This is a genomic window from Desulfuromusa kysingii, from assembly GCF_900107645.1.
GTDB classification, from domain to species: Bacteria; Desulfobacterota; Desulfuromonadia; order Desulfuromonadales; family Geopsychrobacteraceae; genus Desulfuromusa; species Desulfuromusa kysingii.
On record NZ_FNQN01000006.1, the window covers coordinates 120,626 to 135,336 of the forward strand.

17 protein-coding genes are annotated in these 14,711 nt (G+C 43.9%); 16 read left to right on the forward strand and 1 reads right to left on the reverse strand.

The annotated features are described in order from the left end of the window. Nucleotides 1–305 precede the first annotated feature (305 nt). The 15 genes from BLU87_RS10850 (at nucleotide 306) to coaBC (ending at nucleotide 13,076) form a co-directional block, all read left to right on the forward strand. Complete coding sequence (locus BLU87_RS10850; protein ID WP_092348114.1) at nucleotides 306–830, forward strand: metallophosphoesterase family protein; 525 nt, start codon at nucleotides 306–308, stop codon at nucleotides 828–830. An 11-nt stretch (nucleotides 831–841) separates the two neighbouring features. Then, nucleotides 842–1,441, forward strand: a complete 600-nt coding sequence (locus tag BLU87_RS10855; RefSeq protein WP_092348116.1) for a MotA/TolQ/ExbB proton channel family protein — start codon at nucleotides 842–844, stop codon at nucleotides 1,439–1,441. A 6-nt stretch (nucleotides 1,442–1,447) separates the two neighbouring features. Beyond that, entirely contained in the window at nucleotides 1,448–1,864 is a 417-nt protein-coding gene (locus BLU87_RS10860; protein WP_092348125.1) for an ExbD/TolR family protein, read from the forward strand. A gap of 88 nt (nucleotides 1,865–1,952) precedes the next feature. Then, a complete protein-coding gene (gene rlmN / locus BLU87_RS10865; protein WP_092348127.1) occupies nucleotides 1,953–3,005 on the forward strand; it encodes a dual-specificity RNA methyltransferase RlmN in 1,053 nt (350 codons plus the stop codon). 31 nt (nucleotides 3,006–3,036) lie between these two features. Then, on the forward strand, nucleotides 3,037–3,912 hold the full coding sequence (gene mtnP / locus BLU87_RS10870; RefSeq protein WP_092348129.1) for an S-methyl-5'-thioadenosine phosphorylase: 876 nt from the start codon (nucleotides 3,037–3,039) through the stop codon (nucleotides 3,910–3,912). A 12-nt stretch (nucleotides 3,913–3,924) separates the two neighbouring features. Continuing rightward, the gene (locus BLU87_RS10875; RefSeq protein ID WP_092348130.1) at nucleotides 3,925–4,836 is read left to right on the forward strand and encodes a PfkB family carbohydrate kinase; all 912 of its coding nucleotides are present in this window, start codon (nucleotides 3,925–3,927) and stop codon (nucleotides 4,834–4,836) included. A 56-nt stretch (nucleotides 4,837–4,892) separates the two neighbouring features. After that, nucleotides 4,893–5,381 carry a hypothetical protein gene (locus BLU87_RS10880; protein ID WP_092348133.1) on the forward strand — a complete coding sequence of 163 codons (489 nt, stop codon included), beginning with the start codon at nucleotides 4,893–4,895 and terminating at the stop codon, nucleotides 5,379–5,381. 19 nt (nucleotides 5,382–5,400) lie between these two features. Beyond that, nucleotides 5,401–6,165: a tetratricopeptide repeat protein gene (locus BLU87_RS10885; RefSeq protein ID WP_092348135.1), complete on the forward strand. Its 765-nt coding sequence runs from the start codon at nucleotides 5,401–5,403 to the stop codon at nucleotides 6,163–6,165. A 128-nt stretch (nucleotides 6,166–6,293) separates the two neighbouring features. Continuing rightward, the gene (locus BLU87_RS10890) at nucleotides 6,294–6,695 is read left to right on the forward strand and encodes a response regulator (protein WP_092348137.1); all 402 of its coding nucleotides are present in this window, start codon (nucleotides 6,294–6,296) and stop codon (nucleotides 6,693–6,695) included. Further along, nucleotides 6,692–7,144 (forward strand): universal stress protein, encoded by a 453-nt coding sequence (locus BLU87_RS10895; RefSeq protein ID WP_092348138.1) that lies wholly within the window; start codon nucleotides 6,692–6,694, stop codon nucleotides 7,142–7,144. Before BLU87_RS10890 ends, BLU87_RS10895 begins: the two co-directional genes overlap by 4 nt. Before the next feature lie 140 nt (nucleotides 7,145–7,284). Further along, the gene (locus BLU87_RS10900; protein ID WP_175498359.1) at nucleotides 7,285–8,487 is read left to right on the forward strand and encodes a hybrid sensor histidine kinase/response regulator; all 1,203 of its coding nucleotides are present in this window, start codon (nucleotides 7,285–7,287) and stop codon (nucleotides 8,485–8,487) included. A 3-nt stretch (nucleotides 8,488–8,490) separates the two neighbouring features. Beyond that, on the forward strand, nucleotides 8,491–10,071 hold the full coding sequence (locus tag BLU87_RS10905; RefSeq protein ID WP_092348142.1) for an NAD(P)/FAD-dependent oxidoreductase: 1,581 nt from the start codon (nucleotides 8,491–8,493) through the stop codon (nucleotides 10,069–10,071). Between the two features lie 12 nt (nucleotides 10,072–10,083). Beyond that, entirely contained in the window at nucleotides 10,084–11,244 is a 1,161-nt protein-coding gene (locus tag BLU87_RS10910; protein WP_245706462.1) for a 3'-5' exoribonuclease YhaM family protein, read from the forward strand. Next, entirely contained in the window at nucleotides 11,241–11,861 is a 621-nt protein-coding gene (locus tag BLU87_RS10915) for an MBL fold metallo-hydrolase (protein WP_092348144.1), read from the forward strand. Before BLU87_RS10910 ends, BLU87_RS10915 begins: the two co-directional genes overlap by 4 nt. Before the next feature lie 12 nt (nucleotides 11,862–11,873). Beyond that, nucleotides 11,874–13,076, forward strand: a complete 1,203-nt coding sequence (coaBC, locus tag BLU87_RS10920; protein ID WP_092348146.1) for a bifunctional phosphopantothenoylcysteine decarboxylase/phosphopantothenate--cysteine ligase CoaBC — start codon at nucleotides 11,874–11,876, stop codon at nucleotides 13,074–13,076. Here the strand turns inward: coaBC and BLU87_RS10925 are convergent. Then, nucleotides 13,063–13,974: a zinc dependent phospholipase C family protein gene (locus BLU87_RS10925; protein ID WP_092348152.1), complete on the reverse strand. Its 912-nt coding sequence runs from the start codon at nucleotides 13,972–13,974 to the stop codon at nucleotides 13,063–13,065. The two genes, coaBC and BLU87_RS10925, sit on opposite strands and share 14 nt — an antisense overlap. Before the next feature lie 23 nt (nucleotides 13,975–13,997). Here BLU87_RS10925 and BLU87_RS10930 point away from each other — a divergent pair, with 23 nt between their 5' ends. Beyond that, nucleotides 13,998–14,708: a uracil-DNA glycosylase gene (locus BLU87_RS10930; RefSeq protein WP_092348160.1), complete on the forward strand. Its 711-nt coding sequence runs from the start codon at nucleotides 13,998–14,000 to the stop codon at nucleotides 14,706–14,708. Nucleotides 14,709–14,711: the final 3 nt, after the last annotated feature.

The following is a 14,711-nucleotide window of genomic DNA, read 5'->3' on the forward strand; positions in this document are numbered from 1 at the left end:
TAAAAAATTGTATTGAAAGTTTCACGAGGTTAAAACATAGTTAAAAATTACTTAAACTAAACAACTATAGTTCTGCTAAAAAAAAGTCAAGTTAATACTCTTCAATCATCCAACAGTCCTCTTTTATAATGCATACTGTCGCAATGCTGGTGCCAATTATGGGGTAAATAAATAGTGACTTTAAAGCAGGATGTTAGATTGATTGGATCGAAAAAATACTCTATATGGGATGTATTTGGTGTGAGAATCCGTATTAAATGGCTAAAAACCACCATTTTTTATAAAAATGAAAGTCTGAATTAAGAATGAAAATAGGGGTATTATCCGATACACATCTGCACTCTCTTGATGCCGGATCAAAGTTAGCAAGCAAGTTGCTAAACGGACCGTTCACAGACGTTGATGTTATTCTTCATGCAGGAGACTGCGTCTTTACCGACTTGGAGAACTGCTTTTACCCTATTCCATGGTATGGTGTCCGTGGAAATATGGATGTTGGGCAAGCGACTCTCCCTGTCAGCAGAGTTCTTGACCTTGGCGGTAAGAAAATCGGCATGATTCACGGCTGGGGATCCGGATGCGACATAGAAACGCATGTCCTTGACTATTTCGCAGATTGCCATTTGGATGTCTTGATCTTTGGTCATAGTCACCGACCCGTTTGTCGTCAACTCAATAATATGTTGCTGCTTAATCCTGGTAGTCCAACAGATCGTCGGTCTGCACCGTATCATACAGTTGCACTTTTAAATATTGAGTCAGATGCTGTAACAGCGGAAATCATCCGCATTGATAATAGAGTAACTTCAAAACATTATGAAAAAGGTTAAGGTTTATTGACATGATTGATTTCTTTACCCGTGGCGGCCCACTCATGTATCCTCTTCTGCTCTGTTCAGTGATCGGGTGGGCAATATTTATGGAGCGATTATTTGCTTTTATCAAGGTGCGTCGTCATTTAAAACCTCTTTACCGGACTGTAAAATCATATATTCAGGACGATGATTTGACCAAAGCAATTGATCTCTGCGCTGAAGTTAAGTCACCGCTGGCAAGAATTTTGTTGGTTGTTGTTAAAAATCATGGTTCCAAACGTAGCTATTTGAAGTCGCTTGCTGAGGAGATCGGTGAGCGTGAAGCTGTTTCATTACAACGCTATTTAGGACTACTCGGAACCATTGCGAACATTTCTCCGCTTCTGGGTTTGTTAGGCACAGTTTTAGGCATGATCAAGGCATTTAATGTCATGGCAACCCAAGGGATGGGAACTCCGGCGACATTGGGTGGGGGGATTTCTGAGGCATTGATTACAACCGCGGCGGGATTGACCGTTGCCGTGCCGATGTTGTTGCTCCACCGTTATCTGTCTGGACGTTCCGAAGGGTTGATTCTTGAGCTTGAAGAAGCGACTATGAAAATTGTTGATTTAGTTGAGGAATAGATTGTCATGGGGTTTCGTAAAAAAAGTCTGGAAGCACCAAAAGTAGATTTGACACCCATGATTGATGTGGTTTTTTTGTTGCTGATCTTTTTTATGATTTCGACAACATTCATTGAGCGTCCAGGCTTAAATATCAATCTCCCAGAGTCGAGTTCTGAACAGATTAAACATAGCCAGAAAGAGGTCCAAATTTACCTGGCTGAAAACGGTGATATTTATTTGCATCAAGAGAAGATCTCTTTTGCCGCATTCGTAGCTCACTTGGAGAGCATCGCTCCGGAAGAAGTTCAATATATGACCTTTATCCTGATGGCTGACAAGGCCGCCAAACATGGTACTGTGGTGCAACTAATGGACGCGGCAAAACATGCTGGTTTCAAAAATCTGGCCATAGCAACAGATAGGGATGTCACAAATGATTAAAGACTATCGTGGGGGTCTTTAATCAGCACGTTCCAGCGTTTTATTCACCTTTCACCTGCTCCCATATTAACAGAGTTATTTATCATAAATGAGTACTCATAAAATTGATCTTAAAAGTTTAAATTGCCAGCAACTCGAAGAATTTCTTTCCCGCATGGGGAAGGAGAAATATCGAGCAAAACAGATTTTACACTGGATATATCAACGTCACGTTCTAGATTTTGAGGAAATGACCGATCTTGCAAAAAAGTTCCGTTGTGACTTGGCAGAGCAGGCGTTTATTTCGTCATTTCTTCCCGAAATGGTAGAAACGAGTGAGGATGGTACACGTAAGTATCTCTTCCGGCTTGATGATGGTCAAACAATAGAAGCTGTTAGAATTCCAATGGATGAGAGTCGGGCGACTTTATGTATCTCAACGCAAGTTGGTTGTGCTATGGGATGTCAGTTCTGTATGACTGGCACTTTTGGTCTCGCTCGAAACCTACGTACTGAGGAAATCGTCAATCAGGTTTGCGCAGCCTTGCAGGATGGTCCTATCAGCAATATTGTCTTGATGGGGATGGGAGAACCACTGCATAACTTAGATAATGTTGTTACCGCGCTACAGATTCTATATCTCGATGATGGCTTAGGATATGGGACGCGTCGGGTGACCTTATCAACCTGTGGACTGGTTCCGGAGATCAGGGAATTAAGTCGGCGGATCAAGGTGAACCTTGCTGTATCTCTTAATGCATCGACCAATGAAATTCGTGATCGTCTTATGCCTGTGAATCAGCGCTATCCCCTTGAAGAATTGCTCCCTGCTTGCCGTGATTATGCGCAGACGACCAAGCAACGGGTAACGTTCGAATATATTCTTATCGGCGATGTTAATAACTCAATTGCTGATGCAAAGAGATTGGTTGCACTTCTTCACGGCGTTCGCTGTAAAGTTAATCTGATCGCCTATAACGAACATCAAGGCGCCCCCTTTAACGCCCCTTCAGAAGAGTCGATCAAGGCATTTCAAAGCTACTTATTGCAACGTGATATTGTCGCCACCTTACGAGCGAGCAAAGGGCAGGACATATCGGCCGCCTGTGGGCAACTCAAGGGGAAGTTTGCTGAGCAATCATTAAACTGTACTTTTGAATAATATTATTTAGTCTGTTTGGAGGATTTTCAAGATGAAACAACCTGTAATTGGAGTGATTGGCGGCAGTGGCCTTTATGAAATAGAAGGTTTGACGGATGTCAGTGAGGTGGTTTTAGAGACCCCTTTTGGTGATCCTTCCGACGCGTATATCACCGGAACTCTTGATGGCGTGCGGATGATCTTCTTGCCACGTCATGGCCGTGGCCATCGATTATTGCCTTCTGAAGTTAATTACCGTGCAAATATCTATGGAATGAAGACTCTCGGGGTTGAATCCATCATTTCTGTTTCTGCTGTCGGTAGTATGAAAGAGGAGATCGTCCCCGGAGACATCGTTATCCCCGATCAATACGTTGATCGTACTCATGGGAAACGGGCGTCAACATTTTTTGGTCATGGGATTGTTGGTCATGTCCAGTTTGCTGACCCCGTGTGTAACGAACTCTCGTCTGTCCTTGTTGCTGCTGCTCAAAAAGTGGGGGCGACAGTTCATCAAGGTGGCACCTATGTCTGCATTGAAGGACCAACTTTTTCAACCCGGGCCGAATCAAATCTTTATCGGAGTTGGGGTGTTGATATTATTGGCATGACCAATCTGCCTGAAGCACGCTTAGCCCGCGAGGCTGAGATTTGCTATGGAACGGTCGCTCTGGCGACCGACTATGATTGTTGGCATGACAGTCACGATGATGTCTCAGTGGAGGCTGTTATTGCGATCATTCAACAGAATGTCGCGACCGCGAAAAATATCATCAGTACTGCTGCTATGATGCTTGCTGGACAATCTGAACCTAAAAATTGTGCCTGCTCTGAAGCGCTAAAGTTTGCAATTATGACAAAGAAAGAGATGATCCCGGCAGAGACCCGCAAAGCCCTTGAGCCTATTATTGGAAGATATCTAAAATAAAGGATTTTTAGTATGAGCATTCTTGTTGTTGGTAGTGTTGCCTTTGATTCAATAAAAACTCCTTTTGGGGTCGCAGAAGATGTCCTCGGTGGCTCAGCCAGCTATTTCTCAACTTCAGCCAGTTTTTTTACCGATGTCAATCTGGTCGCCGTTGTCGGTGATGATTTTCCTCAGGAACACGTTGATTTTCTCCAAAGTCGCAAGGTTGACCTCGCCGGATTGCAAAGGACTCAAGGGGAAACGTTTCGTTGGAAAGGTCGCTACGATTACAATTTAAATGAAGCGCATACGCTAGAGACTCATCTAAATGTGTTTGAATCCTTTAAGCCTGTTTTACCTGATAATTACTGCGATGCTGAATATGTTTTTCTTGCGAACATCGACCCTGAATTACAACTGGAGGTTCTCCAGCAGGTTAGACATCCAAAATTGGTTGCCTGTGACACCATGAACTTTTGGATTGAGGGGAAAAAAGCCCAATTAATTAAAACTCTTTCCCGTGTTGACATCCTGCTAATAAATGAAGCCGAAGTCCGTCAACTCGCAGACGAGCCGAACCTGCTGAAAGCGGCGGAAATAGTCCGTAGCTTCGGTCCTAAAACTTTAGTGGTTAAGCGCGGTGAGTATGGGGTCCTCATGTTTGGGGAAGGATCAATCTTCTCTGCTCCTGCCTATCCTCTGGAAGAAGTTTTTGACCCGACTGGTGCTGGCGATACCTTTGCCGGTGGCTTTGTCGGATATCTGGCTGCGACCCGGAATCTGGAAGAGCACAACCTGCGCAAGGCCACAGTGTTCGGAACAGTTATGGCCTCATTTACGGTTGAAAAATTCAGTCTTGATCGACTCAGAGAAATCGAGTATTCCGAGATTGTTGATCGCTATAAAAAAATAAAAGTTCTCACAGAGTTTGCTGATATTGATTAAGTGTGTTCAAATCAGATTTTAATTATCTCGATTGATAGATGCGCGGGGAATAACTGATGTTTATTCAGCATACGAAACTTAAAAGTCTTAATGTCCCAGCCGAAAAAATCACCCACCTGCATGTGGCTTCTAGCTCGGTGCAGTTAGCTTTTTCAAGTTATCCGCCACAGTTATGCCAAGCTTATCTGTTGCAAATCTCTGGTGGCAACAAGGTGTTGATCGTCGTGGCTTTTTATCTTGAAGAAAGTCAGTCCTCAATTTTCTTTGTTCCCAAATTTGGAGAACTGCCGGCAGAAGAAGCCGCTGCTGTCTACGAAGAAGGCTACAACTTTGTAGAATCTATGGGATTTGTTTTAACGGAATCTGATTATCACTTATTATCTGAACAAAAGAAGAAATCTTATTGGGCTGCCTTGCCGATTTGTAAACTACCAAAAGTGCAGCCGGACAAGTTATCGACAGTTACGACCAAAGAAGATGAAGAACTGCGGAAACTACGCCTCTGCAGTCTCGAAAGCTTAGGACGTATGTTTGCGTCTCTGTAATTTAACTCGGAGGTACTTGATGTTTTGTGGATGGAAAACGATCTTTATTGTTTTTGTGATGGCTCTTTGTTCCTGTGTCCCTGCCGCTCAGGAAGTAAAATCGGAAGCCCATCAGGCCGATGTTCATTATAAGCTGGCAATGGCCCATCTCCAGGCTGATAACCCGACTCTTGCGTTAAAAGAGTTGCTGGAAGCGGTCAAGCAGGATCCTGAAAATAGCTCAATTCAAGTAGCCTTGGCACAAACCTATCAAATTAAGAAGGCCTACCCACAAGCCGAATCTCATTATTTAAAAGCTCTTGAGTTAGACAAAAATGAACCCCGTTTTCAGAATAATCTTGCGAGCCTCTATCTTGAAATGGAAGAGTGGGATAAGGCTATTGACTATTTTAGTCTTGCGGCGGAAAACCTCCTTTTTGTCAATGCCCACGTTGCTGTTGCCGGTAAGTCCTATGCCTATTTTAAGAAAAAAGATTTCGCGACCGCACTGACTTATGCAAACGAATCATTAGAGATATCACCCCGCTATGCTTCTGCCTATTATCTTAAGAGTGAGATTTATCATGAGATAGGTGATATCGATCAAGAAAAGTTCTGTTTACAGCGTGCTATTGATGTCGCCCCACAGTTTCTGAGTGCACGCTATCAGTTAGCAATTTTATTATTGCAAGAGAACTCAGTGGCTGAAGCGGCGGCTCAACTCAAAATAATTACTGATGTTTCCCCTACAACAGAGATAGGCCATAAAGCCAACAATATACTGAAGACCTTACCTGATTATTGATTGCTGTATTTTCCTTATGGACTCTTAATTTCCTGATTATATCTGAATATATCCATTTAGTTAGGTGTCTTGACAGACAGCCGCCCGCTGATACACTTGTCGTAAGAAGCAAGTAGGCGAGGGTCTCAATGATGATTTTAATTGTCGACGACGAAGTGAACACCAGAATTGGCTTAGTAAAGTTGCTTTGTCAGGATGGGTACCAGACAGATGCCGTTGCTAACGGGATTGAGGCGCTAGAGTATCTTGAGAAAAAGATGGTTGATCTGGTTATCACAGACATCAACATGCCGGAAATGAATGGGTTTGTTTTTTTTCATCAACTCACTCAATATTACCCTGACATAAAAGTTATTATGATTACCGCTTATAGTGGCGTTGAACGTTTTCTGCATCTAACTGATTCAGAGTACCCGACGTGCCTGCATAAGCCATTTAAAGTCGAAGAACTACGGGCATTAATCCGTAATTCTTTACAGCAACCATATTCATTGAAAGGGACGATTGCCCCTGACAGGAGGAGACCATGAAAGACATCACAACAGTTTTGACCGCTATAGATTTCTCCGATAGTTCAGATAATGCTTTTCAAATGGCTCTATCTTTGGCAAAAAGTTTTTCTGCTAAATTGCTTGTTGTTCATGTCATTAATGAGCCCGTAGATTTACGTGGTTTTTATGTGCCACACATTTCATTTGAAAAGTTGGAAGAAGAAATTGAAGAGGGGGCCCATAAGATGATGGAAAGTTTTTGTCGCAAAAATTTAGCAGAATTTAAAAATTATGAATGTCATATTGTTGCAGGCCTGCCGTTTGAGCAGATTATACAACAAGCTGATGAAAAATCTGCTGATCTGATTGTCATCGGGACTCATGGCCGCACTGGTTTTGATCATGTTCTTTTTGGGAGTACGGCAGAAAAAGTTGTAAGAAAATCCAAAGTTCCAGTTTTGACTGTCAGGTTAGAAGAAGAGGAATGACTTGAGTCAACGTATAGGTCCTAATAAAAAAGCAGCCACACCGGCTGCTTTTTTATTAGGTTGTTTTGCTTATGAGGTTGTTCCCTTGTATAATCCACGATTGGAAAACTCAATAACATTCTCCGTTAATGGAGCCGCTAATGCTGTTGCATCATAATCCCTTTGCTGGTGAGAAAATTGTTATCGCTGATGATGACGAAACGATTGTCAAGTTAACCAGTTTTTTATTGGCGAAAATCGGTTTCCAGGTCTTATCAGCAGAAAATGGTTACCAATGTCTGCAGCAGGTTGAAGAACATCACCCCGCTCTGGTTTTACTTGACTATATGATGCCCGTGATGAATGGCCTGGAAGCCTTAAAAAAAATACGGAGCCAGTTTCCTGATACGTATGTCCTTGTGTTTACTGGAAAAGGAAGCGAGGAGGTTGCCGTTGATTTGATGAAAGCTGGCGCTGCAGATTATCTGCGCAAGCCCTTTGCTAGTCATAGCTTAAAAGAGCGAATCTACACGGTTTTATCGTTGCGAAAAACAGAAATAGAAAATCGCAACCTCTTAAAAGAAAGAGAAATTTTACAAGCTGAGATCCAACGCTGGAATTTAAAACTTGAAGATCGCGTTCGGGAAAAAAGTTCGGAGTTAGAACAGGCACATAAAGAGATTGTCCAAGCTGAAAAACTTGCAACCCTTGGTCACATATCTGCAGGTATGGCGCATGAGATTCGCAACCCTCTAAATTCAATAAATTTGTTTGCTCAAATCCTCCTCTCTTCTGAGGGAATTGATGCGGAAAATAAAAGCTATGTTTCTAAAATCACTCAAGAGGTAGAGAGGATAGATGACATTCTGGTACAAATGCTTGCCTCGAGTCCTGATAATAAAAAAACTCAACAGCAGATTGACTTGGTTGTTGTTTTAGAAAAAGTGCTGAGTGAATGCCAGTTGAAGATAGACAAACAAAAAGTTGTTGTTGAATTGGATGTCAATCAAAAGCTCCCTGAGTTTTACGCTGATTTTCTAGAAATGGAACAAATTTTTACCAATTTGATTACGAACGCTCTATATGAAATGCCTGATGGAGGAACCCTTACTATTTCTCTACAAGCAGATGCTGAAAACATTTATGCACGTGTCTCTGATACAGGTTCAGGCATTCCTGATGAAAATATTATGCGGATATTTGATCCATTTTTTACGACCAAAAAAAAGGGGACAGGTTTTGGTCTATCCGTTGTCTTGAGAATTGTTAACAGTTACGGTGGTAAGATTCATGTAGAAAATCTGCCGGATTCGGGTGTATGTTTTTTTATAGAATTACCACTATTTCCTCAATTGGTTCATTGATATATGGCACTACGACTTCGTGAAATAACCCTCCGTTCAGGTGAAGATGAAAGTATATTGCCAGCAAGAATTGCTTCAATTCTCAATTGTGATATGGGGAGAATTCTCAGTTGGAAAATTGTACGAAAAGGTATTGATGCACGTCGTAAGCCCGATGTTTTGCGTGTTTACACTGTTGAGTTCACCTGTAATGATGAGTTTGAACTGCTGAAGAATCAACCTCTATCGACCCTTGATCTGGTCAAAGAGAAGCAGCCCTTCGCAATAACGACTCTGGAGAAAAAAACGAAAGTATTAATCGTCGGTATGGGACCGGCGGGGCTTTTCAGTGCGTTATTGCTCGCTCAATCTGGCGCACAAGTTTGTCTGATTGAGCGAGGACAACCGGTTGAACAGCGACTCAAGGATGTCCAATCCTTCTGGTCTGGTGAACCATTGAAATCTGATAGTAATATTCAGTTTGGCGAGGGTGGCGCTGGAACCTTTTCAGATGGAAAGTTAACGACACGCTTAAATCATCCCGGGATGAATTACATTCTTCAGACCTTGGTCAAGTATGGTGCTCCCGAAGAAATTTTATGGCAAGCAAAGCCCCATATCGGATCAGATCGATTGCGCGCGGTCCTGATCCGAATCCGGAAGCATCTCTTAACCGTAGGAGTTGAAATTCGCTTTTCCAGCTGCCTGACAGATTTCCGCATGCAGGATGGGCATATCTCCGCAGGTATAATCAATGACCATGATTTGGTCAAATGTGATCAACTGGTTTTAGCTCCAGGACACAGTGCCAGGGACACCTATCAACTTCTTGCTGATAAAAGAGTTTTGTTGCAACAGAAAGCCTTCGCGATCGGGTTGCGGGTTGAACATCCGTTGTCGTTGATCAACCAGATCCAATACGGTTCTGGTGCACATTCACAATTGCCCGCAGCTGATTACCGCCTCGCCTGGAATGACCCCGGCAGCGGTCGTGGCGTTTACTCCTTTTGTATGTGTCCCGGTGGTCAGGTCGTCAATGCATCATCGGAACAGGGGGGGATCGTTGTTAATGGGATGAGCGATTTTAATCGTGCTGCAAAAAATTCCAACAGCGCTCTGGTTGTTTCGGTATCTCCCGATGATTTTGGTAGCGATCATGTTCTGGCTGGGGTCCATTTCCAGAGGCGATGGGAACAAGCCGCTTATCGGGCCGGAGAAAATGGGTGGAGGGCTCCAGCGCAACCGCTGTTGGAATTTTTGACTGGACGTGGCGGTCTCCTTCATTCATCCTGCCAACCTGAAGTGATTCATGCGGATTTAAATACTTGTTTGCCTGCTTATGTCACTGCTAGCCTGCGTAATGCGTTACCCGTTTTTAATCGTCGTATGCGCGGATTCGTTGGTCCTGAAGCGACTCTTATCGGCGTAGAGACACGTACCTCTGCTCCGTTACGGGTTATGCGTGATTTCAACGGGGAATCGATGAGTCACAAGGGTTTGTTTCCTACGGGCGAGGGGGCTGGTTACGCCGGCGGAATCATGAGTGCGGCGTTGGATGGAATGAAAACAGCGACAGCAATAATCACTAGATGTAATGCTTCTTGAAAAGAGGAAATTTTGAACCAAAACAAGACAGACAAAATCTATATCAATCAAATAAAAGAGCGCGATCGGGTTGAATCAATCTTTCTGGTTCGCGACAAAATCACTGCTATGGCCAAAAATGGTAAGCCTTATATGACCTTAAAGTTGATGGACCGTACTGGTGAAGTTGAAGGACGGATATGGGATCAGGTCGATCATTTTTCTGCGATCTTTGCAAAGAATGATTTCATTCAGGTGAATGCGAAGGCCAGTGTTTATATGGGAAAAATGCAACTGGTGGTCCAAGATTTGAAAAAAGTTGATGAAGATCTTGTTGAACTTGCAGACTTCCTCCCGGTCTCCAAACGTTCAGCACAGGAGATGCGGGCTGAGCTTGAAGCGGTCTTGGCATCACTGACCAATCCACATATTGAGGCTTTGCTTCGAGCATTTTTTGATGATCCGGAATTCTATGCTCTTTATAGCAAGGCTCCGGCTGCCAAGGCTATGCACCATGTTTTCCTTGGTGGCCTGTTAGAACACTCTCTGGCTGTCGTTGCTTTAGCAACTGATGTTGCCTCTCGCTACCCACAGGTTAATCGAGATTTACTGATTTGTGGTGCTCTTTTGCACGATGTGGGTAAAGTCAACGAGTTAACATATATCCGTTCGTTCGATTATACTGACGAAGGTAAGCTTCTCGGACACATTGTTATCGGTGTACAGATGGTAGAGGACCGGATTCGTGGCTTGGAGGATTTTCCTCATGAACTCTCCATGTTGATTAAGCATCTGCTCCTCTCACACCATGGACAGTATGACTATGGTTCGCCGAAAAGACCCAAGTTTCTTGAGGCGGTGATTTTGAACTTCATTGATGATCTGGATTCGAAGATAAACGGGGTTCTGACTCACATTGATAAAGAACCTGATCGCGAAGAAAATTGGACAAACTACCATCGGCTCTATGATCGTTACTTTTATAAGGGTTCAAAGCCGAAGGATAAAGTTCAGAGTCCGGTGACAACAATGTCTGAATCCAAGCAATCTGAAGTTGCGCCAAAGGGACAAAATCCCCAGAATTTGAAGCGGCAACGCTATGATAAACCCCTTGGCTCAACTCTTGGAGATCAGTTAAGAGAGAAAAACCTTAATCTGTTTTCAACCTTGTCCGGGAAAGGGGAGAAACCTTGATATTTGCAACCTTACCAACGGGGCCACTTGAAGTTAATTGTTATATCATTGGTTGTGAGAAGACCATGCAGGCAGCTGTTGTCGATCCTGGGGGTCATGCTGATCGTATTCTCCAGCGACTCTCCGAGCTCGGATTGAAGGCTGTTATGGTCATCAACACTCATGGCCACTTTGATCATATCGGTGGTAACAAAGACTTAATCAACGCGACAGGTGCTGAGTTGATCATTCACTGTGATGACAGCCCCTTGCTTGAACGGGCTGGAGAGCATGCTGCTGTTTTCGGTTTGCAAGCGGAACCATCGCCAGCTCCAACGCACTTACTCGTCGGTGGGGAAAAAATTCCCTTAGGTGAGTTGACCTTGCAAGTCATTCACACTCCAGGTCATTCTCCTGGAGGGGTGTGTCTCTATGTTGAGGATTACCTCTTTGTTGGTGACACTTTATTTGCAGGATCTATCGGTCGGACTGATCTCCCTGGAGGAGACCATCAGCTGTTGATAGCGGGGATTAAAGAAAAACTGCTCCCATTACCCGCTGACACAAAGGTTTATCCAGGTCATGGGCCGATGACAACGATCGGGGCAGAAAAGTTGCATAACCCGTTCTTGAATTAAGGAGTTAACGGTATGTTGCAGGGGAAATGTATTGTTCTGGGTGTCAGTGGTGGCATTGCCGTCTATAAAGCGGTAGAACTGCTAAGACTGTTGACGAAGGCTGGTGCAGATGTCCATGTCATAATGACCCGAAATGCGTGCGAATTTGTCACCTCTCTGACTTTTCAGACCCTCTCGGGGAATCCTGTCCACACTGAACTATTTAATCTATCCCAAGAGCAGGAGATTGATCATATCTCCCTGGCGGATCGAGCTGACTTATTTGTTCTGGCACCCGCGACTGCTAATCTGGTTGGCAAGATTGCCCATGGAATTGCTGATGATTTGTTGACGACATCCATTATGGCGACCAAAGCACCGGTTCTTGTGGTTCCAGCGATGAATAGCAATATGTTTGAAAATGCTATCTATCAACGTAATCAGAGACAGCTTGTCGAGTTTGGATATCATGTGATGGAACCAGCGATGGGGTCCCTGGCTTGTGGCTGGGAAGGCAAAGGGAAGTTGCCGGATCCTGTAGATATTTTCGCCGTAGCTGTATCTGTCTTCACCCCGAAGGATCTTCTCGGTTGCCATATTATGGTGACTGCCGGACCGACACGGGAACAGATCGATCCCGTACGGTATATCTCAAATTACTCTTCGGGACGGATGGGTTTTGCTATTGCTGCTGCCGCTCAACAACGAGGCGCAGATGTTATTTTGGTCGCTGGTCCCACAAATTTAACCGTCCCCGTTGGCGTTCGTTGTATCCCGGTTTTTTCTGCAAAAGAGATGCATACGGCGGTGTTTGAACATTTTGACGACGTTGATGTGATAGTCAAGGCAGCGGCTGTTGCCGATTATAAACCGGTGGATAGTAAACCACAGAAAATGAAAAAATCGTCAGAAGATCTGATCCTGTATTTGGAAAAAACTTCTGATATTCTTACTGAACTTGGACGCCTTAAGAAGAACAAGGTCTTAATTGGTTTTGCAGCAGAAACTGAACGCTTGCTGGCTCATGCGGCGGAGAAGTTGCAGAAGAAAAATCTCGATCTGATCGTTGCCAATGATATCACCATGGAAGGTGCGGGTTTTGATGTCGATACGAATATCGTCCGTTTTCTGCATGCCGATGGCAAGATAGAAGAATTAGAAAAGATGAGCAAAGCCAATGTTGCGCAACAATTATTGAATCGTGTTGCCTTGTTGTGGAAAGCTAAACAGTCGTAAAGAGCGGCAGGATTTCGTCTGGGTTGGTGATCCCAAGTTTAAAACGGTTGCGGAGCTCACTGAGGATTAAATCTGAATCTTGTGGTAGCAACTTTCCTTCAAGCCAGAGGTAGTTCATGTTCTTTCTGATGAGACTTGCTGCGGTTAAAGCTCTATCTCCTGTGGGATCTGCATTCCAATAAGGGCTGTTTGCATCGCCAAGAATACCGTTGACGGCTTCAAGCCCCATGGCCATATACTCGTTATGCTCCTCTTCATCAAACTTCCACTTGGATCGTTCAGAGATAGAATTGATGAGCTTATGCCAGTTTTGTAGTCGGGTGACCAACATCATTGAATTGAAAATCTTTTTATTTGTCCGAAATGAAAAAATCGTATCAGATAAAATTTTATTTAACATCCGGTCATTTTGCCTGTTATCCTGTTTAGCTAGAAGTCGCGCGGTTTCCCAGGTCTCATCCCGAACACCAATATCCGCACGGATTTCCCAGTAGGCATGATTGAGTAAGGTTGTGTTGTAGGTCATGCTTAATTTATAGGGGACAAAATAGTTGTGAGCTATGGTGTCTGCGGCCAGATGAGCAAGGTAACCATAAGCGCAGGCTTGTGCTGCGGGAGTTTCTTTTTTGCTTTGTTCGAGAAGCTTGCGACCAATACGCCAATTATGGCAATGTTCCAGGTGGTGAGTGTGTTTTTTCCCCAAGGTAATATCGGCGGCAATACAACCATACAGAAAGTCCATCGGGTGTGCTGCTAAAAGTGCTTGTAGAGCCATAGGTAGGGCTTCCGGTGCAGTTAGTAGCCGTAAACCAAGTCCGAGATGGACTCCGGCACCCCACGCGAAGGCGTTAACTGGAAACAAAAGAATTACGATTAAAAAAACGAAAAGGCGGAACATCTCGCCTCCAGGGTCAAATTTAAATGTCAAATGAATTATATCACAAATGCCATGAAGCCATCTCTCAAGGACGAGCCATCCTTGAAGATTTACAACAATGGGACTTTGAGACGATTATACAATATCCGCAAGCAGAACCGCAATCGACTGCTTCTCACTTGTCGACAACAGCCATGCCGTCAACAGAGAAGACAACGTTAGCGGAAATGGAAAGTGGTTTAAAGGGGTGTTCTCTTTGTTCTCTTGCAAAACAGCGGAAAAATATTGTTTTTGGCGCTGGGAACCCTAGAGCCAGAGTTGTTCTTGTAGGTGAAGCCCCCGGAAGGGAAGAGGACGAGCAAGGTATTCCCTTTATCGGAGAAGCGGGTAAATTATTGGATAAAATACTTCTGGCGATGAAACTTTCGCGCGAAGAGGTCTACATCTGTAATGTCCTCAAGTGTCACCCGCCTGGTAATCGCGATCCACAACCTGATGAGATTTCTGCCTGCGAACCATTTTTAAAACAGCAACTCGCTTTGATCAAACCCGAATTAATTATTACCCTTGGTCGTTTTGCAGCGCAAGAGCTGTTAAAAACCACGCAACCGATTGGAAAATTGCGTGGTCAATGGCATGAATACGAAGGCATTCCATTGATGCCAACTTTCCACCCAGCTTACTTACTGAGAAACCCTTCAGGGAAAAGACCTGTCTGGGAAGACATGAAGAAAGTGATGCAACGACTCGGGTAAAAA

What these genes read in the sequence shown, in the direction of transcription:
- BLU87_RS10850 (WP_092348114.1), top strand. Translation starts at nt 306, where the DNA reads ATGAAAATAGGGGTATTATCCGATACACATCTGCACTCTCTTGATGCC.
- BLU87_RS10855 (WP_092348116.1), top strand. Translation starts at nt 842, where the DNA reads ATGATTGATTTCTTTACCCGTGGCGGCCCACTCATGTATCCTCTTCTG.
- BLU87_RS10860 (WP_092348125.1), top strand. Translation starts at nt 1,448, where the DNA reads ATGGGGTTTCGTAAAAAAAGTCTGGAAGCACCAAAAGTAGATTTGACA.
- rlmN (WP_092348127.1), top strand. Translation starts at nt 1,953, where the DNA reads ATGAGTACTCATAAAATTGATCTTAAAAGTTTAAATTGCCAGCAACTC.
- mtnP (WP_092348129.1), top strand. Translation starts at nt 3,037, where the DNA reads ATGAAACAACCTGTAATTGGAGTGATTGGCGGCAGTGGCCTTTATGAA.
- BLU87_RS10875 (WP_092348130.1), top strand. Translation starts at nt 3,925, where the DNA reads ATGAGCATTCTTGTTGTTGGTAGTGTTGCCTTTGATTCAATAAAAACT.
- BLU87_RS10880 (WP_092348133.1), top strand. Translation starts at nt 4,893, where the DNA reads ATGTTTATTCAGCATACGAAACTTAAAAGTCTTAATGTCCCAGCCGAA.
- BLU87_RS10885 (WP_092348135.1), top strand. Translation starts at nt 5,401, where the DNA reads ATGTTTTGTGGATGGAAAACGATCTTTATTGTTTTTGTGATGGCTCTT.
- BLU87_RS10890 (WP_092348137.1), top strand. Translation starts at nt 6,294, where the DNA reads ATGATGATTTTAATTGTCGACGACGAAGTGAACACCAGAATTGGCTTA.
- BLU87_RS10895 (WP_092348138.1), top strand. Translation starts at nt 6,692, where the DNA reads ATGAAAGACATCACAACAGTTTTGACCGCTATAGATTTCTCCGATAGT.
- BLU87_RS10900 (WP_175498359.1), top strand. Translation starts at nt 7,285, where the DNA reads ATGCTGTTGCATCATAATCCCTTTGCTGGTGAGAAAATTGTTATCGCT.
- BLU87_RS10905 (WP_092348142.1), top strand. Translation starts at nt 8,491, where the DNA reads ATGGCACTACGACTTCGTGAAATAACCCTCCGTTCAGGTGAAGATGAA.
- coaBC (WP_092348146.1), top strand. Translation starts at nt 11,874, where the DNA reads ATGTTGCAGGGGAAATGTATTGTTCTGGGTGTCAGTGGTGGCATTGCC.
- BLU87_RS10925 (WP_092348152.1), bottom strand. Translation starts at nt 13,974, where the DNA reads ATGTTCCGCCTTTTCGTTTTTTTAATCGTAATTCTTTTGTTTCCAGTT.
- BLU87_RS10930 (WP_092348160.1), top strand. Translation starts at nt 13,998, where the DNA reads ATGTCAAATGAATTATATCACAAATGCCATGAAGCCATCTCTCAAGGA.